The following is a 22,119-nucleotide window of genomic DNA, read 5'->3' as shown; positions in this document are numbered from 1 at the left end:
TCGAACCACTCTCCCTTATATATCAATTATTTTTCTTCTTCTTTAACAACGATATGACGAAGGATGTCTTCGTTGATCTTAGCTAAACGGTCGAATTCATTAATCGCTTCTGCGTTAGATTTCACGTTTAAGATCATGTAGAAACCTTCACGTAAGTCGTTGATTTCGTAAGCTAAACGACGCTTACCCCACTCTTTCGTGTTAATGATTTCTGCACCATTGTTTGTTAAAACACCTGCAAAACGTTCAACTAAAGCTTTTTGAGCTTCTTCTTCAACGCCAGGACGAATGATGTACATAATTTCGTACTTTCTCATTACACTTTCACCTCCTTTTGGTCTAAACGGCCCGTAATGGGCAAGGAGCAATTAATTTATAGTAATTACTCACGAGTTTAGATTATATCATAGTAAGTTATATGAATCAACTCACCAATACATAAAAAACTTGGCAAACATATAATATATTTGCCAAGCTCATATCTTTATTTTTCCTAGGAAATATTAAATTAAACGTTAAAACGGAAGTGCATAACATCTCCGTCTTTTACGATATATTCTTTTCCTTCTAAACGTACTTTTCCAGCTTCTTTTGCAGCTGTCATAGAACCGTTTGTCATTAAGTCATCGTAAGAAACTGTTTCTGCACGAATAAATCCACGCTCAAAGTCTGTATGAATAACACCAGCACATTGCGGTGCCTTCATTCCTTGTTTAAATGTCCAAGCACGTACTTCTTGAACGCCAGCTGTAAAGTAAGTAGCAAGTCCTAATAGGTCATATGCTGCACGAATTAATTGATCTAAACCAGACTCTTCAATTCCTAATTCTTCAAGGAATACTTTTTTCTCTTCTTCGTCTAATTCAGCGATTTCTGATTCGATTTTTGCACATACAACGATTACTTGAGAATTTTCATTTGCTGCAAATTCTTTTACCCTTTGTACGTATTTATTTTCCGAAGGATCGATAACATCGTCTTCACTTACATTCGCTACGTATAACATTTCTTTTGTTGTAAGTAAATGAAGGCCTTTAACAACCTTCATCTGCTCTTCTGTAAATTCAACAGTACGAGCCGGTTTTCCCTCTTCAAAAGCTTCTTTTAAACGAACTAAAATTTCATGCTCATATACCGCTTCTTTATCTTTTTGTCTTGCTAATTTCGCAACACGCTCGATACGCTTATCAACAGACTCTAAGTCCGCTAAAATTAGCTCTAAATTGATTGTTTCAATATCATCAATTGGATCTACTTTCCCTGAAACGTGCGTAATATTTTCGTCTTCAAAACAACGAACAACTTGGCAAATTGCATCTACTTGACGAATATGAGATAAGAATTTATTTCCTAAACCTTCACCTTTACTAGCACCTTTTACGATACCTGCAATATCAGTAAACTCGAATACAGTCGGAACAGTCTTTTTCGGTTCTACTAATTCCGTTAATTTATTTAAACGCTCATCTGGTACTTCTACAATCCCTACGTTTGGATCAATTGTACAGAATGGATAGTTCGCAGATTCTGCTCCTGCTTGTGTAATTGCATTAAATAAAGTGGACTTCCCTACGTTAGGTAATCCAACAATCCCAGCCGTTAATCCCATATTTTTCACTCCTATGTCTCAATCTTTCATCATTATAGATAGTAACGAAAAAAATGACAAGTTTCCGCCAAACGAAAAAAAGTAACAGTTACCTACTGTAACTGTTACTCTCCCTCTATTCTTCGTGCTTCACAAGTATTTTTTTCACCTTACGATCAAACTCTCTTCGAGGAATCATTACTGAATGGTCACACCCCTCGCACTTAATGCGGATATCCATTCCCATACGAATAATTTTCCAACGATTCTCGCCACATGGATGGGCTTTCTTCATTTCCACAACATCATACAAGTTATATTCCTTTTGCTCCACTCTCCAAACTCCTCTCCATACTAAATTGCTTTTCCACTAACTAATTCTTCACGATTATATAAAACCATACGTGGATATGGAATTTCAATTCCATGTAAATCAAGACGATTTTTAATCTCTTTACGAAGTGCCCTTGCAATAACTGCATGTTGCATCGGTTCTACTTCAGCAATAACACGTAATATAACTTCTGATGCAGCTAATGTTTGCACACCTAATAATTGAGGTGTTGTTACCATTTTTTCGTACTTTGAAGGTAATTCTACTAATAAATCTTCAATAACTTGCTCTGCTTTCGCAATATCAGCCTCATATGAAATAGATACATCAACAAACGCTACACTATTACTAACTGAGTAGTTAGTAACTTGAACAATACTTCCATTTGGTAAAGTATGAATTTCACCTGTCCAACTCTTTACTTTCGTTGTACGAAGTCCAATTTCTAAAACGACTCCTTCAAATTGACCGATTTTAACATAATCGCCAACCGAAAACTGATCTTCTAACAAAATAAATAAACCTGTAATAACATCTTTCACTAAACTTTGAGCACCAAATCCGACTGCTAAACCAATTACCCCAGCACCCGCTAATAAACCTGATGCATTAATATCAAACACACCTAAAATAGCAATTAGCATAATGAACATAACAACGTATGCTACAATATTTTCAAGTAATTTCGCTACTGTAACTGTACGACGTTCTGAAATTTGAATTGGAGAACGACTTCCCATGCGAAACGCATTTCGTACAACCGCTCTTGCAATTCGCACAACAACTGCACCAATTGTTAAAATAATACATATTTTTAATGTCGCAACTCCAATATGAGCCCAACGATCAGCATCTAATAAATACTGTTTCATAGAATTAAACCACTTCGCTAATAAATCCATGTACCTCTACCTCTCTAGCTAAAATTTCTTTTTAGTTACCCTTATTATTGTATCAGAAGTCCCCTAATTGCTGAAAAAATTTTATGATTTTAATCCTATTTTATCCCCGACATCCAGGTATAAAATGGAACGAATATATATATACTAGTACTATTATTTCCGTTTTCATTCACATTTTGCAAAAATTATGCACTTATAATTTTCCATTTTCCTCACCATATAACATATATTGAAAATTTATTAAAAGGATGGGTGCTTCATGAATATTGGAAGTTTTCGCTTACCATTTTTTGAGAAAGAAACTCAAAACGTTATGCACCAAGATCTAGAAGCCTCCGAGATAATCAGTAATTTCTTACTTACCCATATTCCTATTAAAACTAATATACCACTCATTCTCGTTTGTATCGGCACAGATCGCTCTACAGGTGACGCACTCGGCCCATTAGTTGGTACAAAACTTGAACAAATAGACATCCAAAACCTCCAAGTATTCGGTACACTAGATGAGCCAGTACATGCGCTAAATTTAGAAGAGAAAATTCAGAATATACAGAAAGAATATCCTACTGCATTTATAATTGCTGTTGATGCATGTTTAGGAAAGTCCCAAAATATCGGATCAATCACTACTGGAAAGGGACCTAGTAAACCTGGAGCTGCCATGAATAAGAAATTACCTGCAGTTGGTGATTTGCACATACACGGTATCGTCAATCTAAATGGGTTTATGGAGTTTTTCGTTCTTCAAAATACAAGATTAAGTTTAGTCATGAAAATGGCTGATGTAATCGCACAAAGTATAAAAGAGACGGATCAAAAATTATCCGCATTAAAAAAAGCAAACCATCTATAAATAATAAGATGGTTTGCTTTTTAATTTTTCTGTGCTAATAGTTCTAAAATACGATTTAAATCTTCTTTATTAAAAAATTCAATTTCGATTTTACCTTTTTCTTTTTTCGTCTCTTTAATTTTCACATCTGTGCCAAACTTTTCTCTTAAGAACGTTTCACGTTCTACGAAAAATATATTTCGCTCTTTTTTCACTTTTTTTGTTTCACGTGAAACGTGTTGATTAATCTCTTGGACGATTTTCTCTAATTGACGAACATTTAATCCTTCTTTTTCAATGCGTTTCAATAAGGACTTCAATTGTTCTTCATTTTTTATCGTAAGTAAAGTTCTCCCATGCGCCATTGAAAGTTGACCATTTGCAATCATATCTTGTACGAAAGAAGGTAGGCTTAATAACCTAGTATAATTTGCAATGTAAGGTCTGCTTTTACCAAGACGTTTCGCTAATTGTTCTTGCGTTACATTTAGCTCATTCATTAACATCTGGTATGCCATTGCCTCTTCCATAGGATTTAAATCTTCTCGTTGTAAGTTTTCTAACAAAGCAAATTCCATCATTTGCTGTTCAGTTAATTGTCTTACAACCGCAGGTACTTTTTCTAAACCAGCCTCTTTTGCAGCACGAAATCGTCTTTCACCTGCAACAATTTCATATCCTTTAATACTCTTCCTAGCAATTAATGGTTGTAGAATACCGTGTTCCTTAATCGAAATTGCTAATTCCTGAATCGCCTCTTTATTAAAGTGTTTACGCGGTTGATATGGATTCGGCCTTAATTCAGTTACAAGAATCTCCTGAATTGTTTCCTCTTCTTTCACATCTAAATCAGGAAAAAACACATTAATTCCTCTTCCTAATCCTTTAGCCACCTGCAATCACTTCCTCTGCTAAATCTATATATACTTCTGCTCCTCTTGATTTAGCGTCATACTGCATAATAGGTTTCCCATGACTTGGAGCCTCGCTCAAGCGTACATTACGCGGAATAATCGAGCGATATACTTTATCCCTAAAATACTTTTTCACTTCATCTATAACTTGGATCCCTAAATTTGTACGGGCATCCAACATTGTTAACAATACACCTTGAATTGCTAAATTTTTATTTAAATGTTTTTGTACAAGTCGAACTGTATTTAATAGCTGACTTAACCCTTCTAGTGCGTAATATTCACACTGTACAGGAATAATAACAGAATCTGCTGCTGTTAATGCATTAATCGTTAATAACCCTAAAGATGGGGGACAGTCGATAATAATATAGTCATATTCATCACGAACTGGCTGTAATGCTCTTTGCAAACGTACTTCCCGGGAAATAGTCGGTACCAATTCAATTTCAGCACCAGCCAATTGAATTGTAGCGGGTAGAACATCTAAGTTTTCAGTTGCGGTTTTCTGTATAACCCCTTGAACATCTGCATCTTCCACAAGAACGTTGTAAATACATTGATCTAATTCAGATTTTTCAATTCCCACACCAGTCGTTGCATTTCCTTGAGCATCAATATCTACAAGAAGGACTTTTTTACCTACTTGCGCCAATCCAGCCCCTAAATTAACAGATGTTGTTGTTTTTCCAACACCGCCTTTTTGATTAGCAATAGCAATGATTTTTCCCATGATGTCACCTACTTTCAACCTTTCTATCTTATTCTAGTAACAATTACGTTTATTGTAACATGAAATAAAACTTTTTCTTTTACGTCCTTTATTAAACTTCAAAATTTATTTCTAAACTCCTTCTTCATTTAACAAGAAAATATAGTAAAAGAGACCTCTCCAATAGGATAAGGTCTCTAGCACGTCATTATTATTTTTTCTTTGGAATTTTAATTGTAATTTGATAGTACTCATCAAATTCTTCTTCCTCAGAATTAACATTCAAACCACTTTCAGTAACCATTTGTAAAGATTGTCTAATTGTATTCATAGCAATCCTCGTATCTCGACTTACTGCTTTTTGCTTTGCCTTACGCTTCGGTTTCGCTTCCTCTAGTAACTTCGCAATTCGTTCTTCTGTTTGCTTTACATTTAGTTGTTTCTCCACAATTTCCTGTAAAACCTTCAGTTGTAATTCCTCATTTTTTAAAGGAATGAGAGCGCGGGCGTGACGTTCTGTAATGCTTTTTTCTAATAATGCACTTTTTATTTCTTCAGGCAACTTTAACAATCGCAACTTATTTGCGATTGTAGATTGTCCTTTTCCAAGTCGTTGTGCCAATGCTTCTTGTGTTAAATTATGTAACTCAATCAGCTTTTGATATGCCACAGCTTCCTCGATTGCCGTTAGTTCCTCACGTTGCAAGTTTTCAATTAAAGCTACAGAAGCTGTCTCTGTATCATTTAAGTTCTTTATAATTGCAGGAACCTTTTCCCAACCTAACTTTGTTGCCGCGCGAAAACGTCGTTCTCCAGCAATAATCTCGTACTTATCATCCTCATATTGCCTTACAACAATCGGCTGAATAAGTCCATGTGTACGAATTGTTAATGCTAGCTCATCAATACGCGCATCATCAAAAACTGTTCTTGGTTGATAACGGTTAGGGGTAATATTTACTATCGGAATTTCTTGTATTTCTTCATATACCTTTTTATCTATCTCTTCATGGCTTTCGTCTTGTAATTCGAATTCGCTCTCTTTATCTCCAAAGCCAAATAAACGAGAAAACGTATTTTTCATACATATTCCACCACCTTTTAGGCCTATTGACTATTCTCCATAAAATGTTTCCTATGAAACATTTACGTTTTCATTTATATAATTTAATCTTACGTCTAATAAGATTTATTTTTCAATAGGTAATTTATTGGGTGTTCCCGGTTTGCGTGGATATTTCTTTGGTGTCTTGCGCTTTTTCTCGATTAATAAAATATTACGTTCACTCTCTTCAAACGGTAATTGAAACGTAGACATCTCTTTTAACTCTCCGCCTAGCACCTCTAAAGCATACTTGCCATTTTCAATTTCTTCGTTTGCTGCTGCACCTTTCATTGCAATGAATGTTCCTCCAACTTTTACAAGCGGTAAACATAGCTCACTTAATACAGAAAGACGCGCAACTGCACGTGCCATTACAATATCGTATGATTCACGTACACCTTCTTTTTTCCCAAACGTTTCAGCACGATCGTGACAAAATGCAACATCACTTAATTCTAACTTTTGTGCTAAGTGATTTAAGAAATTAATACGTTTTTGCAACGAATCTACAATTGTTACTTTTAAATGCGGGAAACAAATTTTTAAAGGAATACTTGGGAATCCAGCCCCTGCACCAACATCGCAAATTGAGAATGGTTTTGAAAAATCATAATAAAAAGCAGCTGTAATGGAATCAAAAAAGTGTTTTAAATATACTTCTTCTTTTTCTGTAATAGCCGTTAAGTTCATTTTTTCATTCCACTCTACTAATGTTTCAAAGTAGATTTTGAACTGCTCTAACTGTCTAGAAGAGAGGGTGATTCCCTTCTCTTCTAGCATAGATTGAAATTGTTCTATGTTCATCTAGCAATATCTCCTTACTATTTATTGGTTCGATACGCGTGCAATTTTTCCTTGTTCTATATACACAAGTAAAATGGAAATATCCGCTGGATTTACGCCAGAAATACGTGAAGCCTGCCCCATTGAAAGTGGACGAACATCTTTCAATTTCTGTCTAGCTTCTGAAGCAATGCTAGAAATCGCATCATAATCAATATCTACAGGGATTTTTTTATTCTCCATTTTCTTCATACGCTCTACTTGCTGTAAAGATTTTTCAATATATCCTTCATACTTAATCTGAATTTCAACTTGTTCTTTAACTTCATCACTTAATTCTACTTCACTTGGTACTAAAAGATGAATATGCTCATATGTCATCTCTGGACGACGTAATAAGTCACTTGCACGTATTCCATCTTTCAATTCACTTCCGCCAATATTGCGAATTAATTCTTGAACTTCAGGACGTGGTTTAATAATAATGCTGCTTAAACGTTCCTTTTCCTGTTCAATTTGTAATTTTTTATTTGTAAATCGCTCATAGCGCTCTTCTTTAATTAATCCAATTTTACGACCAACTTCAGTTAAACGAAGATCAGCATTATCGTGGCGTAATAATAGACGGTATTCTGCACGAGACGTTAATAAACGATATGGTTCATTTGTACCTTTCGTTACAAGATCATCAATTAAGACGCCAATATAAGCATCCTCGCGACCTAAAACAACTTCTTCTTTACCTAAAGAACGGCATGCTGCATTAATTCCAGCCATAAGCCCTTGTCCGGCCGCCTCTTCGTAACCAGAAGTTCCATTAATTTGTCCTGCTGTATATAAATTTTTAATCTTTTTCGTTTCAAGTGTTGGCCATAGTTGTGTTGGCACAATTGCATCATATTCAATTGCATAACCTGTACGCATCATTTCAACATTTTCTAGGCCTGGAATTGTTCTAAGCATGTCACGTTGTACATCTTCTGGCAAGCTTGTGGATAAACCTTGTACATATACTTCTTGTGTATTACGCCCTTCTGGCTCTAAGAAAATTTGATGACGTGGTTTATCATTAAATCTTACTACTTTGTCTTCAATAGAAGGACAGTATCTAGGACCTGTTCCTTTAATCATACCAGAATACATAGCTGAACGATGTAAATTTTCATCTATTAAACGGTGTGTTTCTGTACTTGTATATGTCAACCAACATGGAATTTGATCCATAATAAATTTCGTTGTTTCAAAAGAGAATGCACGTGGCTTATCATCACCTGGTTGAATTTCTGTTTTACTGTAGTCAATTGTATTACTGTTTACACGAGGAGGTGTCCCTGTTTTAAATCTCACAAGATCAAATCCAAGCTCCTCTAAATGCTCAGATAATGTAATAGACGGTTGCTGATTATTTGGACCACTTGAATATTTTAAGTCGCCCATGATAATCTCGCCGCGTAAAAATGTTCCAGTTGTAATTACAACTGTCTTTGCTGTATATTCTGCACCAGCTTGTGTAACTACCCCTTTACATACACCTTCTTCAACGATTAAACGCTCTACCATTCCTTGGAACAACGTTAAGTTTGGTGTTTCTTCAATTGTTTTCTTTAATTCATGTTGGTAAGAGAATTTATCAGCTTGCGCTCGAAGTGCACGTACGGCTGGTCCCTTACCTGTATTTAGCATACGCATTTGAATATGAGTTTTATCAATATTACGTCCCATTTCTCCGCCTAATGCATCAATTTCACGAACAACAATCCCTTTTGCTGGTCCACCAACAGAAGGGTTACATGGCATGAATGCTACCATATCCAAGTTAATTGTTAACATTAATGTTTTTGAGCCCATTCGTGCTGCCGCAAGACCAGCTTCACATCCTGCATGACCTGCACCGATTACTATGACATCGTATGAACCGGCATTGTATCCCATTGTTTATTCCTCCTAATAATCTCTATCTTTCTACAACTTCACTATATTATTTTCCTAAACAAAATTGAGAGAACAACTGGTCAATTAAGCTTTCATGCACTGTGTCCCCAGTAATTTCACCAAGTATTTCCCACGTTCTTGTTAAATCAATTTGTACCATATCAATTGGTACACCATTTTCAATCGCCTCAACTGCATCACCGATTGTTTTTCCTGCTTGTGTTAATAATCCAATATGTCTCGCATTAGAAACATATGTCATATCTGCAGAATCGATTGTTCCTTCAAAGAATAAATCAGCTATTGCCTTTTCGAGTTCATCTATTCCTTGTTCTTCAATTAAGGATGTTGTAATAACACGATTTCCCGCGGCTAACTCTGTAACACGTTCCATATCAATCGCTTGCGGTAAATCAGTCTTATTCACAATAACAATAAATTCTTTTCCTTGTACCGCACGGAATAGATCTTCATCCTCATTTGTTAAAGCCTCGCTATAGTTTACAACAACTAATACTAAATCCGCTTGGCTCATCATTTCTTTTGAACGTTCCACACCAATTCGTTCAACAATATCTTCTGTCTCCCGAATACCGGCTGTATCTATAAGTTTAAGAGGTACACCACGCACGTTAACGTACTCTTCAATAACATCACGAGTTGTTCCTGCAATATCAGTTACAATTGCCTTTTTCTCCTGAACAAGACTATTTAATAACGATGATTTCCCAACGTTAGGTCTACCGATAATTGCCGTAGCAATACCTTCACGTAAAATTTTCCCTTGTTTTGATGTTTCTAATATTTTTTCGATTTCCGAACGAACATGCGTCGCTTTCTCAATTAAAATATTATGTGTCATCTCTTCTACATCATCGTATTCTGGATAATCTATATTTACCTCAACATGAGCTAATGTTTCTAATATTTCTTGACGCAAAAGACCAATTAATTTAGATAATCGCCCTTCCATTTGATTAATTGCTACATTCATCGCACGATCTGTTTTTGCTCGAATCAAATCCATAACCGCTTCTGCTTGTGATAAATCGATACGTCCATTTAAAAAAGCACGTTTTGTAAATTCGCCCGGTTCTGCCAATCGTACTCCTTGTGCTAGAATAAGTTGCAATACTTTATTTACTGAAACAAGTCCACCGTGACAGTTAATTTCCACTATATTTTCACGTGTAAAAGTCCTTGGTGCGCGCATAATAGACACCATAACTTCTTCAATAACTTGATTTGTATCTAAATCAACAATATGACCATAATGAATAGTGTGAGAAGGAACCTCTGTTAAATCCTTTCCCTTAAAAATACGGCCAACTTTCTCAACCGCATCATCCCCACTTACTCGAACAATGGCAATTGCACCCTCTCCAAGCGCTGTGGAAATCGCAGCAATTGTATCAAATTCCATGTCCTTTCACCTCACTTGCTTATTTATCTCTATTTCAACATGATTATTTCTTTCACTAAATTATTAGGATACCATAACGAACCTATCTACAAAAGAAGAATAACTCATTTTATTATATCCCCATGTAAAAAACACTAAACTTATTCACAGTGGATAAGTTTAGTGTTTTTTAGTTATCCACATCTATTTTTCGCTCAAAAAAACCGGCACTCATTTGAGCAACCGGTCATTTAGGAGATATTACAACATGCCGATGTGGTTCATTTCCTTCAGAAGTTGTATTGATACCTTGATGATTTGATAATGCCTGATGAATAATTTTTCGTTCAAAAGATGGCATCGGTTCTAAAATAACTCTTTTTTTCGTATTAAATACTTGTTTCGCTAATCGATAAGAAAGTGATTCTAACGTACTTTTTCTTTTACTACGATAATTTTCAGCATCTAGTGTAATACTGATATACTGCTTCGTGTTACGATTCGCGACAAGTTTTGTTAAATACTGTAAAGAGTTCAATGTATTACCTCTTTTCCCAATTAAAACACCTACATTATCACCAGAAATTGTAAATTCAATTTCGCGTCCTTTTACAATTTTACTAATCTCAACTTCCACACCCATATCGTGAATAACATTTCTTAAATATTCTTCACATTCTTGAATTGGATCTTTCTTCAATACAACTTCTACTACTGCAGGACGATTCCCAAATAAACCTAAGAACCCTCTTTTACCCTCATCGACAATATTTATATCTACTCGATCTTTTGATGTGTTTAATTGCCTTAAAGCATCCTCTACTGCCAGCTCGACTGTTTGTCCTTTAGCAGTAATTATACTCACTTGCTTGAGCCTCCAGCTTTGTTAGCCTTAATCTCTGGCCCTTTGATAAAGTACATTTGAGCAATACCAAAGATATTACCAACAACCCAGTAAAGTGATAATGCGGCTGGGAAGTTAATTGCAAAGATTAAAATCATAATCGGCATAAGCCAAAGCATCATTGCCATTTGCGGATTTTGACCAGCTGTTCCTGCCATTGCAAGCTTTTGCTGAATAAATGTCGTAATTGCCGCAACAACTGGTAAGATATAGAACGGATCTGCCTGTCCTAAATCAAACCATAAAAATGTATGTTCACTAATTGCTGTTGTTCTCATAATCGCATGATAAAACGCGAATAAAATAGGCATCTGAACAAATATCGGTAAACATCCTGCCAATGGATTTACACCATTCTTTTGATATAACTGCATCATTTCTTGTTGTAGTTTTTGCTGTGTTGCTTGATCTTTAGAACTATATTTCTCTTTTAACTTCACCATTTCTGGTTGTAACGCTTGCATTGCCTTTGTACTCTTCGTTTGTTTAATCATTAATGGTAATAATGCAAAACGAATGATAAGAGTTGTAATAACAATTGCTAAACCGTAATTACTGTTAAATAAGTCGGCAAAATACGTGATTAACTGAGAAAGCGGATATACGAAATATTCATTCCAAATCCCAGTACTTTTCGATGTAATCGGCTGACCCGTTTCACTACAACCGGTGGCAATCGCCATTAATGCAACGACCATGGCTAGTAAACCTAATTTCTTTTTCAAAGCCTACTCCTCCTTGTATCGGTATGTATATAGTGTAATTCATTTCCTTACGCTACCTTTTTATTCTTTTCATACCAGAGCGTTTAAAGACATGAATTAAGCTTTTCTTTACTTCTTCATATGTCATCTCTGCACAAGGCTTCCTTGCTATTATAACAAAATCTTTCCCAGAATCTATCTCATCTTTTAACTCTGTAATAGCCTGACGGACCATGCGCTTAATTCGATTACGAACTACTGCATTTCCAATTTTCTTGCTAACAGAAAGGCCGATGCGAAAGTTTGGCTGTTCTTCTTTATCTAATTGGTATACAACAAACTGACGATTCGCATTTGATTTTCCTTTTTGAAAAACCGCCTGGAATTCATCATTCTTCTTTATACGATGTTTTTTCTTCATATCAATTGACACTCCTGTATTTCATCAGCGGAAATTCACTATTATTAGAAAAAAAGACCACTGAACGATCAGTGGTCTACGCAGATAATACTTTTCTTCCTTTACGACGACGAGCTGCTAGCACTTTACGTCCGTTCGCTGTGCTCATACGGCTGCGGAAACCATGTACTTTGCTGCGCTTACGTTTATTTGGTTGGTAAGTTCTTTTCATTATATGACACCTCCCTGAGGAATATCTGTTAAAGACAGTCCTATAAATTATAGTTAATCAACTAGGAAAATGTCAATGGTTCTAGAAATTTTCATCAAATATTCATTTTGAACCTATTCACATACTTTTACACAGCACCTATATTTCCTTGTGGATAAATGTTTTTTCACGTTTTTTATATCCACAAACTTTTTTCGCACTTTTACACAGTATATCGTGTTGTGGACAAGTTTATTCCACAAGGTATTGATTTTGTGGATAACTTTCTTAAATTCATTGCTATAGCCACTTTTTTTTGATATTATAGTTGTGTTTTCACTTTGAATAAGTTTTCCACACCTTTATTTTATCCACAGTTTGTGTATAACATGTGGACAGTTTTAATCACATGTGGGTAAATAGTTGTCCACATTTGCTTTTTTTGTCGAAAACCCTATCTCATATACAAACGACGTTTTTAGGTTTTAAAATACGTTTCGTATAAATATACATTTTATATTTATTGGGTTGTACATTTGTTGCGCAACCTTATTCTTTTACCATCTTAGTAAAGGAGGGACACCTTTGGAAAATATCTCTGATTTATGGAATAGTGCCTTAAAAGAATTAGAAAAAAAGGTAAGCAAGCCTAGTTATGAGACATGGTTAAAATCAACAACGGCTCATAACTTGAAGAAAGACGTATTAACGATTACAGCTCCAAATGAATTTGCTCGTGACTGGCTAGAATCTCATTACTCCGAACTAATTTCAGAAACACTATACGATTTAACAGGGGCAAAATTAGCAATTCGCTTTATTATTCCTCAAAGTCAAGCTGAAGAGGATATTGATCTGCCTCCAGTTAAGCCGAATCCAGCACAAGATGATTCAGCTCATTTACCACAGAGCATGTTAAATCCAAAATATACATTTGATACATTTGTTATCGGCTCTGGTAACCGTTTTGCCCATGCAGCTTCATTAGCTGTAGCCGAGGCGCCAGCTAAAGCGTATAACCCACTCTTTATTTACGGGGGAGTTGGGCTTGGAAAGACGCATTTAATGCACGCAATTGGTCATTATGTAATTGAACATAATCCAAATGCAAAAGTTGTATATTTATCATCAGAAAAATTTACAAATGAATTTATTAACTCTATTCGTGATAATAAGGCTGTTGATTTTCGTAATAAATATCGCAACGTAGATGTTTTATTGATAGATGATATTCAATTTCTTGCTGGAAAAGAACAAACTCAAGAAGAGTTTTTCCATACATTTAATGCATTACACGAAGAAAGTAAACAAATTGTAATTTCTAGTGATCGACCACCAAAAGAAATTCCGACTTTAGAAGATCGTCTTCGTTCCCGCTTTGAATGGGGGCTTATTACAGATATTACGCCGCCAGATTTAGAGACACGAATTGCGATTTTACGCAAAAAAGCAAAAGCTGAAGGGCTTGATATACCAAATGAAGTTATGCTTTATATCGCAAATCAAATTGATTCAAATATTCGTGAATTAGAAGGTGCACTTATCCGAGTTGTAGCTTATTCATCTTTAATTAATAAAGATATTAATGCTGATTTAGCAGCTGAAGCACTTAAAGATATTATTCCAAATTCTAAGCCAAAAATTATCTCTATTTATGATATTCAAAAAGCTGTCGGGGATGTTTATCAAGTGAAATTAGAAGATTTTAAAGCGAAAAAACGTACCAAATCAGTTGCGTTTCCTCGCCAAATTGCAATGTATTTATCGCGCGAGCTTACAGATTCCTCTTTACCAAAAATAGGTGAAGAATTTGGTGGACGTGATCATACAACAGTTATCCATGCCCATGAAAAAATCTCTAAACTACTAAAAACCGATACGCAATTACAAAAGCAAGTTGAAGAAATTAATGGTATTTTAAAGTAGTAGCTGAATAGTGTGAATAACTTACCTTGTTTTACGCACAGTCTATCCACATGTAGATAGACTGTTTTTACATCCTTTATAGGGGTTATCCACATATCCACAAGCCCTATTACTATTACTACTATTTTTTTATCTTTATTAATTAAATAAAATCTTATACTTACCGGAGGTTTTTCTTTATGCGTTTTACAATACAAAAAGACTATCTTGTAAGAGGTGTACAAGATGTAATGAAGGCAGTTTCTTCTCGTACAACAATCCCCATCCTTACGGGAATTAAAGTTGTAGCTACTGAAGAAGGGGTTACATTAACAGGAAGCGATGCTGATATTTCTATTGAATCGTTTATTCCAGTCGAAGAAGATGGAAAAGAAATCGTAGAAATTGCTCAATCAGGAAGCATTGTTTTACAGGCAAAATATTTTAGTGAGATTGTAAAAAAACTACCTAAAGACACTGTCGAAATTTCCGTAGAAAATCATTTTATGACAAAAATAAAATCTGGAAAATCAGAGTTTAACTTAAATGGTTTAGATTCTGCAGAATATCCGTTATTGCCACAGATTGAAGAACATCATGTATTTAAGATACCAACAGATTTACTTAAGCATATGATCAGACAAACTGTATTTGCAGTTTCTACTTCTGAAACAAGACCGATCTTGACAGGTGTAAACTGGAAGGTATATAACAGCGAGTTAACTTGTATTGCAACAGATAGTCATAGACTGGCACTTCGAAAAGCAAAAATTGAAGGACATAACATTGCAGATGAATTCCAAGCTAATGTTGTTATTCCAGGTAAGAGCTTAAATGAATTAAGTAAAATTTTAGATGAGTCTGAAGAAATGGTAGATATCGTTATTACGGAGTATCAAGTATTATTCCGTACAAAACATTTATTATTCTTCTCAAGATTGTTAGAAGGAAATTATCCTGATACGACACGTTTAATTCCAGCAGAGAGTAAAACGGATATTTTTGTAAATACAAAAGAATTCCTACAAGCAATTGATCGTGCTTCACTATTAGCAAGAGATGGCCGCAATAACGTTGTTAAATTATCAACTTTAGAGCAAGAAATGCTAGAGATTTCTTCGAATTCACCAGAAATCGGAAAAGTTGTCGAAGAAGTACAATGCGAAAAAGTAGATGGAGAAGAGTTAAAAATATCTTTTAGTGCAAAATATATGATGGATGCATTAAAAGCTTTGGATAGTACAGAGATTAAAGTTAGCTTTACTGGGGCAATGAGACCGTTCTTAATTCGTACAGTAAATGATGATTCAATTATTCAATTAATTTTACCGGTTCGTACTTACTAGGTAAGGAATAAGGGTTGCTAGTTTAAAGATGCTAGTGGCCCTTATTTGATTTTTGGGTATTACTTTCCTAATGCTAGTTTATTTAGTACAATGAAAGAATGAACACTTTCAGAAAGTGAGCGATTTTATGAAACGTATTAAAATTTCAACAGAGTATATTACACTAGGACAATTTTTAAAGTTAGCTGATGTAATTGATACAGGTGGCGCTGTAAAATGGTTTTTACAAGAATATGAAGTGTACGTGAACAACGAACTTGAAAATAGAAGAGGTCGCAAACTATATGCGAATGATGTTATTGAAATTCCAGGAAGCGGAACTTTCCAAGTTCAGGCATAAAGGGGGAGCCCTTTGTTTATTTCAGAAATACAATTAAAAAACTATCGCAATTATGAAAAATTAGAGCTTTCCTTTGAAGATAAGGTAAATGTAATTATCGGCGAAAATGCACAAGGGAAAACAAATTTGATGGAAGCTATTTATGTTTTAGCGATGGCGAAATCTCATAGAACCTCTAATGATCGCGAACTTATCCGCTGGGATGAAGATTTTGGTCAAATAAAGGGGAAATTACAAAAAAGAAACAATTCTTTGTCTTTGGAATTAAATATTTCGAAAAAAGGTAAAAAGGCAAAATTAAATCAACTTGAACAACAAAAGTTAAGTCAATATATTGGCGTGATGAACGTTGTCATGTTTGCCCCAGAAGATTTAAATCTTGTAAAAGGAAGCCCTCAAGTAAGAAGACGCTTTTTAGATATGGAATTAGGACAAATAGCTCCTGTATATTTGTATGAATTAAGTCAATATCAAAAGGTGCTCACGCAACGAAATCACTTGTTGAAAAAAATGCAAGGGAATAGTAAGAATGAGGAAACGATGTTGGATGTATTTACACTTCAACTAATTGAGCATGGTGCGAAAATACTGCAAAAACGTTTTGAATTTTTGCATTTGCTACAGGAATGGGCAGCTCCAATTCATCGAGGTATAAGCCGTGGATTAGAAGAGTTAGAAATTGTCTATAAACCAAGTGTAGATGTATCAGAATCAATGGATTTGTCGAAAATAAAAGAAGTATACTATGAAAGTTTTCAATCTGTGAAACAACGTGAAATTTTCCGTGGTACGACTTTAATTGGTCCTCATCGTGACGATTTACAATTCTTCGTTAATAGTAAAAATGTTCAAGTCTTTGGTTCGCAAGGACAACAACGAACGACCGCACTATCCCTAAAATTAGCTGAAATTGAATTGATTTATTCAGAGGTTAAAGAATATCCAATCCTTTTGTTGGATGATGTTTTATCAGAATTAGATGATTATCGTCAATCACATCTTTTAAATACAATTCAAGGAAAAGTGCAAACATTTGTTACAACGACGAGTGTCGACGGAATTGAACACGAAACATTAAAAGAAGCGAAAACAATTCATGTAACGAACGGCACTGTAGATTGTGAAATAGATAGGGAATAACCCCTGTTTAAATGGAAAAGTAGGTGATCTTTGTGTCAATGGAACAAAAGCAAATGCAAGAAAATGCATATGATGAAAGTCAGATACAGGTGCTTGAAGGACTAGAGGCAGTTCGGAAACGCCCTGGTATGTATATTGGATCTACAAGTGGAAAAGGGCTTCACCATCTTGTGTGGGAAATCGTAGATAATAGTATTGATGAAGCACTTGCAGGTTATTGTGATGAAATTAATGTTAGTATCGAAGAAGATAATAGTATTCGTGTAACGGATAATGGGCGTGGTATTCCGGTTGGTATACAAGAAAAAATGGGACGTCCAGCTGTAGAAGTTATTATGACTGTTCTCCACGCCGGTGGTAAATTTGGCGGTGGCGGTTATAAAGTTTCTGGTGGTTTACATGGTGTTGGGGCATCGGTTGTAAATGCTCTATCAACAGAATTAGAAGTATTTGTACATCGTGAAGGTAAAATCCATTACCAAAAATACGAAAGAGGTATTCCGGTTGCGGATTTAAAAGTCATTGGTGACACAGATCAAACAGGAACAATAACTCGATTTAAACCAGATCCGGAAATTTTCCAAGAAACAACAGTATACGATTTTGATACGCTAGCAACTCGTATGCGTGAATTAGCGTTTTTAAATCGCAATATTAAATTAACAATTGAAGATAAACGTGAACATAAGCAAAAGAAAGAATTCCATTACGAAGGTGGAATTAAATCATATGTTGAGCATTTAAATCGCTCAAAACAACCGATTCATGAAGAGCCTGTGTACGTAGAAGGTTCAAAAGATGGTATTCAGGTTGAGGTTTCTCTTCAATATAACGAGGGATACACAAATAATATTTACTCATTTACGAATAACATCCATACGTATGAAGGTGGTACACATGAGGTAGGTTTTAAAACAGCTTTAACTCGTGTAATCAACGACTATGGTCGTAAAAATAGCATTTTAAAAGATGCGGACAGTAATTTAACTGGTGAGGATGTTCGTGAAGGTTTAACAGCAATTGTATCAATCAAGCATCCAAATCCACAATTTGAAGGACAAACGAAGACAAAACTTGGGAATAGTGAAGCGAGAACAATTACAGAGTCTGTATTCTCAGAGGCGTTTGAAAAGTTCTTACTAGAAAATCCTAATGTAGCGCGAAAAATTGTAGAAAAAGGTACGATGGCTGCACGTGCACGTGTAGCTGCGAAAAAAGCGCGTGAATTGACACGTCGAAAGAGTGCGTTAGAAGTTTCAAGTTTACCTGGTAAATTAGCTGATTGCTCTTCGAAAGATCCAGCAATTAGTGAAATTTACATCGTAGAGGGTGACTCTGCGGGTGGATCTGCAAAACAAGGACGCGATCGTCATTTCCAAGCAATTTTACCGCTGAAGGGTAAAATTATTAATGTGGAAAAGGCACGCTTAGATAAGATTTTATCAAATGATGAAGTTCGTACAATTATTACGGCGATTGGTACAAATATTGGTGGAGACTTCGATATTGAAAAAGCACGCTATCATAAGGTTATTATTATGACCGATGCCGATGTTGATGGTGCACATATTCGTACCCTATTATTAACGTTCTTCTATCGTTATATGCGTCAAATAATTGAGTGTGGTTATATCTATATTGCACAGCCGCCGTTGTTTAAAATACAACAAGGTAAAAAAATTCAATATGCTTACAACGATAAGGAACTTGAAAAAATCTTAGCAGAATTACCGGCCCAACCTAAGCCAGGGATTCAGCGTTATAAAGGTCTAGGGGAAATGAATCCAACTCAGCTATGGGAGACGACAATGGATCCAGAAGTACGTTCATTACTTCAAGTTTCCCTTCAAGATGCAATTGAAGCAGACGAAACATTTGAAATTTTAATGGGAGATAAAGTAGAGCCGCGTCGTAACTTTATCCAAGAGAATGCAAAATACGTGAAGAACCTTGATATTTAAATGAGTAATGACAGGAATCTAAGTATTCCTGTCTTCTACATATAAATCAATGTATGTGTAACGGAAATGTAAGAGGAGGTGCTCGTTGATGTCAGACAATCAACAACAAGCACGAATTCGAGAAATTAATATTAGTCATGAAATGCGTACCTCATTTTTAGATTACGCAATGAGTGTTATCGTATCTCGTGCATTACCAGATGTTCGTGATGGATTAAAACCTGTGCATCGTAGGGTTTTATATGCGATGAATGATTTAGGAATTACAGCTGATAAAGCGTATAAGAAATCAGCACGTATTGTCGGTGAAGTAATCGGTAAGTATCACCCTCATGGTGATTCAGCCGTTTATGAAACAATGGTACGTATGGCGCAAGATTTTAGTCAACGTTATATGCTTGTAGATGGGCATGGTAACTTCGGTTCTGTAGATGGAGATTCAGCAGCTGCAATGCGTTATACAGAGGCAAGAATGTCTAAGATTTCTATGGAATTAATACGTGATATTTCAAAAAATACAATTGATTATCAAGATAACTATGATGGTTCCGAAAGAGAACCGATAGTACTACCAGCGCGTTTCCCTAATTTATTAGTAAACGGTACAACAGGTATTGCTGTTGGTATGGCAACAAATATACCGCCGCATCAGCTTGGCGAAGTAATTGATGGTGTGTTGGCATTAAGTCATAATCCTGATATTACTATCGCGGAATTAATGGAATATATTCCCGGTCCAGACTTTCCGACGGCAGGTTTAATTTTAGGAAGAAGTGGAATTCGAAGAGCTTATGAAACAGGTCGCGGTTCCATTATGCTTCGTGCTAAGGTTGAAATTGAAGAGAAGTCAAACGGTAAACAATCTATTATCGTAACTGAACTACCTTATCAAGTTAATAAGGCACGATTAATTGAAAAAATCGCAGAATTAGTTCGCGATAAGAAAATTGAAGGTATTACAGATTTACGTGATGAATCAGATCGTAATGGTATGCGTATTGTCATGGAAGTACGTCGTGATGCTAATGCAAACGTACTATTAAACAATCTATATAAACATACAGCGCTTCAAACAAGTTTCGGTATTAATATGTTGTCTCTTGTAAATGGGGAGCCACAAGTACTAAATTTAAAACAAAATCTATATCATTATTTAGAGCATCAGAAGGTAGTAATTCGTAGACGTACTGCTTATGAATTAGAAAAAGCAGAAGCACGTGCTCATATTTTAGAAGGATTACGAATTGCTTTAGATCATCTTGATGAAGTTATTACGTTAATTCGTAGTTCAAAAACGGCAGATATTGCCAAGCAAGGCTTAATGGAACGTTTTGGTTTAAGTGAGAAACAGGCGCAAGCAATTTTAGATATGCGTCTGCAACGCTTAACTGGATTAGAACGTGAAAAAATTGAGCAAGAATATCAAGACTTAATGAAGTTAATTGCTGAATTAAAAGCGATTTTAGCAGATGAAGAAAAAGTTCTTGAGATTATTCGTGAAGAATTAACAGAAGTAAAAGAGCGTTTCAATGATAAGAGACGAACAGAAATTACGATTGGCGGTATGGAATTTATTGAAGATGAAGATTTAATTCCTGAACAAAACATTGCGATTACGTTAACTCATAACGGTTATATTAAGAGGTTACCAGCTTCTACGTACAAAACACAGAACCGTGGGGGACGTGGTGTGCAAGGAATGGGTACGAATGATGATGACTTTGTTGAACATTTATTAACAACGTCTACTCATGATCATATTTTATTCTTTACAAACAAGGGTAAAGTATACCGTACGAAAGGATATGAAATTCCAGAGTATAGTCGTACTGCAAAAGGACTACCAATTATTAACCTATTAGGGGTAGATAAGGGTGAGTGGATTAACGCTATTATTCCGATTCGTGAATTTGGTGACGATCAGTTCTTATTCTTTACGACAAAACAAGGGGTTTCTAAGAGAACGCCACTTTCATCATTTGCAAATATACGTACAAATGGTTTAATTGCAATTTCTCTTCGTGAAGAGGATGAGGTAATATCTGTACGTTTAACATCGGGTGATAAGGATATTATTGTCGGGACAAGTAACGGTATGCTAATTCGTTTCAATGAACAAGATGTTCGTTCTATGGGACGTAATGCTGCAGGTGTTAAAGCTATTACGTTGGGCGATGAAGATCAAGTTGTAGGTATGGAAATTGTCGAAGAGGATGTAAATGTTCTGATTGTAACGAAAAATGGTTACGGAAAGCGTACACCGATTGATGAATACCGTCTGCAAAGTCGCGGTGGTAAAGGTCTGAAAACTTGTAACATTACAGGTAAGAACGGTAAATTAGTAGCTGTTAAATCTGTTACAGGTGAAGAAGATATTATGTTAATTACAGCGGCAGGCGTTATTATTCGTATGCCAGTTGATCAAATCTCTCAAATGGGACGTAATACACAAGGTGTTCGTCTAATTCGATTAGAGGAAGACCAAGAGGTAGCGACGGTAGCAAAAGCACAAAAAGATGAAGAGGAAGAAACGAGTGAAGAGGTTTCTTCAGAAGAATAAGAGAGGGGATTTTCCCTCTCTTTATTTTTTTATAATAATACTTGCATAGGGAAAAGAAAGCCTATATAATAGGCAGAGTCAGCAAATGAGAGATATAACTTATCGAAAAAACTTGTTGACGAAAATAATATACTATGATAT

At 35.4% G+C, this 22,119-nt stretch carries 21 protein-coding genes; 7 read left to right on the top strand and 14 right to left on the bottom strand.

What is annotated here, in order from left to right; genetic code table 11:
- Positions 1–26 precede the first annotated feature (26 nt).
- The 4 genes from rpsF to ACQGS6_RS04550 form a co-directional block, all read right to left on the bottom strand.
- Positions 27–317, bottom strand: a complete 291-nt coding sequence (gene rpsF / locus ACQGS6_RS04565; RefSeq protein ID WP_001233778.1) for a 30S ribosomal protein S6 — start codon at positions 315–317, stop codon at positions 27–29.
- A gap of 191 nt (positions 318–508) precedes the next feature.
- On the bottom strand, positions 509–1,609 hold the full coding sequence (gene ychF, locus ACQGS6_RS04560) for a redox-regulated ATPase YchF (protein ID WP_426964926.1): 1,101 nt from the start codon (positions 1,607–1,609) through the stop codon (positions 509–511).
- A 115-nt stretch (positions 1,610–1,724) separates the two neighbouring features.
- A complete protein-coding gene (locus ACQGS6_RS04555) occupies positions 1,725–1,922 on the bottom strand; it encodes a DUF951 domain-containing protein (protein ID WP_000435485.1) in 198 nt (65 codons plus the stop codon).
- Positions 1,923–1,942: 20 nt separating this feature from the next.
- The gene (locus ACQGS6_RS04550; protein ID WP_000364815.1) at positions 1,943–2,824 is read right to left on the bottom strand and encodes a mechanosensitive ion channel family protein; all 882 of its coding nucleotides are present in this window, start codon (positions 2,822–2,824) and stop codon (positions 1,943–1,945) included.
- A gap of 259 nt (positions 2,825–3,083) precedes the next feature.
- Between ACQGS6_RS04550 and yyaC the strand changes: the two genes are divergently transcribed.
- Positions 3,084–3,680: a spore protease YyaC gene (gene yyaC / locus ACQGS6_RS04545; protein ID WP_001020715.1), complete on the top strand. Its 597-nt coding sequence runs from the start codon at positions 3,084–3,086 to the stop codon at positions 3,678–3,680.
- A 20-nt stretch (positions 3,681–3,700) separates the two neighbouring features.
- Here the strand turns inward: yyaC and spo0J are convergent, their stop codons facing one another.
- From spo0J to rpmH, 10 genes are all read right to left on the bottom strand, one after another.
- Positions 3,701–4,552, bottom strand: a complete 852-nt coding sequence (gene spo0J, locus ACQGS6_RS04540) for a stage 0 sporulation protein Spo0J (protein ID WP_080473669.1) — start codon at positions 4,550–4,552, stop codon at positions 3,701–3,703.
- Positions 4,545–5,306 carry a sporulation initiation inhibitor protein Soj gene (gene soj, locus ACQGS6_RS04535; RefSeq protein WP_000516114.1) on the bottom strand — a complete coding sequence of 254 codons (762 nt, stop codon included), beginning with the start codon at positions 5,304–5,306 and terminating at the stop codon, positions 4,545–4,547. The genes spo0J and soj overlap by 8 nt, the downstream gene beginning before the upstream one ends.
- A 190-nt stretch (positions 5,307–5,496) precedes the next feature.
- Entirely contained in the window at positions 5,497–6,369 is an 873-nt protein-coding gene (gene noc / locus ACQGS6_RS04530) for a nucleoid occlusion protein (protein ID WP_000799016.1), read from the bottom strand.
- A 105-nt stretch (positions 6,370–6,474) separates the two neighbouring features.
- Entirely contained in the window at positions 6,475–7,194 is a 720-nt protein-coding gene (gene rsmG / locus ACQGS6_RS04525) for a 16S rRNA (guanine(527)-N(7))-methyltransferase RsmG (RefSeq protein ID WP_001019628.1), read from the bottom strand.
- A 21-nt stretch (positions 7,195–7,215) separates the two neighbouring features.
- Positions 7,216–9,105, bottom strand: a complete 1,890-nt coding sequence (gene mnmG / locus ACQGS6_RS04520; protein ID WP_000541055.1) for a tRNA uridine-5-carboxymethylaminomethyl(34) synthesis enzyme MnmG — start codon at positions 9,103–9,105, stop codon at positions 7,216–7,218.
- Positions 9,106–9,151: 46 nt separating this feature from the next.
- A complete protein-coding gene (gene mnmE, locus ACQGS6_RS04515; RefSeq protein WP_326318388.1) occupies positions 9,152–10,528 on the bottom strand; it encodes a tRNA uridine-5-carboxymethylaminomethyl(34) synthesis GTPase MnmE in 1,377 nt (458 codons plus the stop codon).
- Positions 10,529–10,754: 226 nt separating this feature from the next.
- Positions 10,755–11,372, bottom strand: coding sequence for an RNA-binding cell elongation regulator Jag/EloR (jag, locus tag ACQGS6_RS04510; RefSeq protein WP_326318387.1), 618 nt, complete (start codon positions 11,370–11,372; stop codon positions 10,755–10,757).
- Positions 11,369–12,136 (bottom strand): YidC family membrane integrase SpoIIIJ, encoded by a 768-nt coding sequence (spoIIIJ, locus tag ACQGS6_RS04505; protein WP_000727740.1) that lies wholly within the window; start codon positions 12,134–12,136, stop codon positions 11,369–11,371. Before spoIIIJ ends, jag begins: the two co-directional genes overlap by 4 nt.
- Positions 12,137–12,188: 52 nt before the next feature.
- On the bottom strand, positions 12,189–12,536 hold the full coding sequence (gene rnpA / locus ACQGS6_RS04500) for a ribonuclease P protein component (protein WP_000726622.1): 348 nt from the start codon (positions 12,534–12,536) through the stop codon (positions 12,189–12,191).
- A gap of 76 nt (positions 12,537–12,612) precedes the next feature.
- On the bottom strand, positions 12,613–12,747 hold the full coding sequence (gene rpmH / locus ACQGS6_RS04495) for a 50S ribosomal protein L34 (protein ID WP_000831901.1): 135 nt from the start codon (positions 12,745–12,747) through the stop codon (positions 12,613–12,615).
- A 564-nt stretch (positions 12,748–13,311) separates the two neighbouring features.
- On the opposite strand from rpmH, the gene dnaA reads away from it, so the two are divergent.
- From dnaA to gyrA, 6 genes are all read left to right on the top strand, one after another.
- Entirely contained in the window at positions 13,312–14,652 is a 1,341-nt protein-coding gene (gene dnaA, locus ACQGS6_RS04490) for a chromosomal replication initiator protein DnaA (protein WP_000428017.1), read from the top strand.
- Positions 14,653–14,831: 179 nt separating this feature from the next.
- Positions 14,832–15,977, top strand: a complete 1,146-nt coding sequence (gene dnaN, locus ACQGS6_RS04485) for a DNA polymerase III subunit beta (protein WP_001212884.1) — start codon at positions 14,832–14,834, stop codon at positions 15,975–15,977.
- Positions 15,978–16,104: 127 nt separating this feature from the next.
- Positions 16,105–16,317 (top strand): S4 domain-containing protein YaaA, encoded by a 213-nt coding sequence (yaaA, locus tag ACQGS6_RS04480; protein ID WP_000821364.1) that lies wholly within the window; start codon positions 16,105–16,107, stop codon positions 16,315–16,317.
- A gap of 12 nt (positions 16,318–16,329) precedes the next feature.
- Positions 16,330–17,457 carry a DNA replication/repair protein RecF gene (gene recF / locus ACQGS6_RS04475; RefSeq protein ID WP_000470740.1) on the top strand — a complete coding sequence of 376 codons (1,128 nt, stop codon included), beginning with the start codon at positions 16,330–16,332 and terminating at the stop codon, positions 17,455–17,457.
- A 38-nt stretch (positions 17,458–17,495) separates the two neighbouring features.
- Positions 17,496–19,418, top strand: a complete 1,923-nt coding sequence (gene gyrB / locus ACQGS6_RS04470; RefSeq protein ID WP_000435982.1) for a DNA topoisomerase (ATP-hydrolyzing) subunit B — start codon at positions 17,496–17,498, stop codon at positions 19,416–19,418.
- An 88-nt stretch (positions 19,419–19,506) separates the two neighbouring features.
- Positions 19,507–21,978, top strand: a complete 2,472-nt coding sequence (gene gyrA, locus ACQGS6_RS04465; RefSeq protein WP_426964925.1) for a DNA gyrase subunit A — start codon at positions 19,507–19,509, stop codon at positions 21,976–21,978.
- The last annotated feature ends 141 nt before the right edge of the window (positions 21,979–22,119 follow it).

Source organism: Bacillus sp. GMs2/2 (assembly GCF_050172095.1).
GTDB classification, from domain to species: domain Bacteria; phylum Bacillota; class Bacilli; order Bacillales; family Bacillaceae_G; genus Bacillus_A; species Bacillus_A cereus.
This window is presented reverse-complemented; position numbering and strand designations above follow the sequence as displayed.

Excerpts from the sequence above, each read along its gene's own strand:
- rpsF (WP_001233778.1), bottom strand. The coding sequence starts at position 317 with ATGAGAAAGTACGAAATTATGTACATCATTCGTCCTGGCGTTGAAGAA.
- ychF (WP_426964926.1), bottom strand. The coding sequence starts at position 1,609 with ATGGGATTAACGGCTGGGATTGTTGGATTACCTAACGTAGGGAAGTCC.
- ACQGS6_RS04550 (WP_000364815.1), bottom strand. The coding sequence starts at position 2,824 with ATGGATTTATTAGCGAAGTGGTTTAATTCTATGAAACAGTATTTATTA.
- yyaC (WP_001020715.1), top strand. The coding sequence starts at position 3,084 with ATGAATATTGGAAGTTTTCGCTTACCATTTTTTGAGAAAGAAACTCAA.
- soj (WP_000516114.1), bottom strand. The coding sequence starts at position 5,306 with ATGGGAAAAATCATTGCTATTGCTAATCAAAAAGGCGGTGTTGGAAAA.
- noc (WP_000799016.1), bottom strand. The coding sequence starts at position 6,369 with ATGAAAAATACGTTTTCTCGTTTATTTGGCTTTGGAGATAAAGAGAGC.
- rsmG (WP_001019628.1), bottom strand. The coding sequence starts at position 7,194 with ATGAACATAGAACAATTTCAATCTATGCTAGAAGAGAAGGGAATCACC.
- mnmG (WP_000541055.1), bottom strand. The coding sequence starts at position 9,105 with ATGGGATACAATGCCGGTTCATACGATGTCATAGTAATCGGTGCAGGT.
- mnmE (WP_326318388.1), bottom strand. The coding sequence starts at position 10,528 with ATGGAATTTGATACAATTGCTGCGATTTCCACAGCGCTTGGAGAGGGT.
- rnpA (WP_000726622.1), bottom strand. The coding sequence starts at position 12,536 with ATGAAGAAAAAACATCGTATAAAGAAGAATGATGAATTCCAGGCGGTT.
- rpmH (WP_000831901.1), bottom strand. The coding sequence starts at position 12,747 with ATGAAAAGAACTTACCAACCAAATAAACGTAAGCGCAGCAAAGTACAT.
- dnaN (WP_001212884.1), top strand. The coding sequence starts at position 14,832 with ATGCGTTTTACAATACAAAAAGACTATCTTGTAAGAGGTGTACAAGAT.
- yaaA (WP_000821364.1), top strand. The coding sequence starts at position 16,105 with ATGAAACGTATTAAAATTTCAACAGAGTATATTACACTAGGACAATTT.
- gyrB (WP_000435982.1), top strand. The coding sequence starts at position 17,496 with ATGGAACAAAAGCAAATGCAAGAAAATGCATATGATGAAAGTCAGATA.
- gyrA (WP_426964925.1), top strand. The coding sequence starts at position 19,507 with ATGTCAGACAATCAACAACAAGCACGAATTCGAGAAATTAATATTAGT.